This window comes from Methylobacterium nigriterrae (assembly GCF_037106235.1).
In the GTDB taxonomy this organism is placed as follows: Bacteria; Pseudomonadota; Alphaproteobacteria; order Rhizobiales; family Beijerinckiaceae; genus Methylobacterium; species Methylobacterium nigriterrae.
This window is the reverse complement of the sequence record NZ_JBAWTG010000508.1, coordinates 1-538: the sequence shown is the minus strand read 5'-3', so window position 1 is coordinate 538 and position 538 is coordinate 1. Positions and strand designations below refer to the sequence as shown.

Annotated in this window: 1 pseudogene; it reads right to left on the bottom strand. The window is 67.5% G+C overall.

Going from position 1 to position 538, the window contains the following annotated elements:
* Positions 1-538: pseudogene (locus WDW90_RS37995) on the bottom strand (IS630 family transposase); the annotation flags it as partial.

Sequence of the window (538 nt, the reverse complement as noted above, 5' to 3'; positions counted from 1 at the left end):
GCCTTGAGCTTTGCGAAAACCTGCTCGATCGGGTTGAGATCGGGACTGTAGGACGGAAGGTACATGAGCCGAGCTCCCGCGGCCTCGATCGCGTCCTGCACGCCCGCGACCTTGTGGGCGGGCAGATTGTCCATGACGACGATGTCGCCAGGCTGCAGCACTGGGATCAGGGTCTCGGTGACATAGCTGCGGAAGCGCGTGCCGTTCGTGGGGCCGTCCAACAGCGCGATGGCACACAGCCCGCTCGTGCGCAGTGCGGCCGTGACGGTCGTGGTCTTGTAGTGCCCAGACGGGGCTGCAAGCCGGCAGCGCTCGCCGCGTGGCGCCCAGCCGGAGCGGCGCGCCATGTTGGTGGCCGCGGCCGTCTCGTCCAGGAACACCAGCCGGTCCGGATCGAGATCGGGCTGCGCCTCAAACCAAGCCTCGCGGGCCGCTCTTGCGTCCGCACGCTCCTGCTCCGATGCGTGCGTCGCCCCTTTTTCCAGCTGATCCCGTGCCGCTGGAAGAAGCGTGACAGACCGCTCGTGCTGGTCTGCAT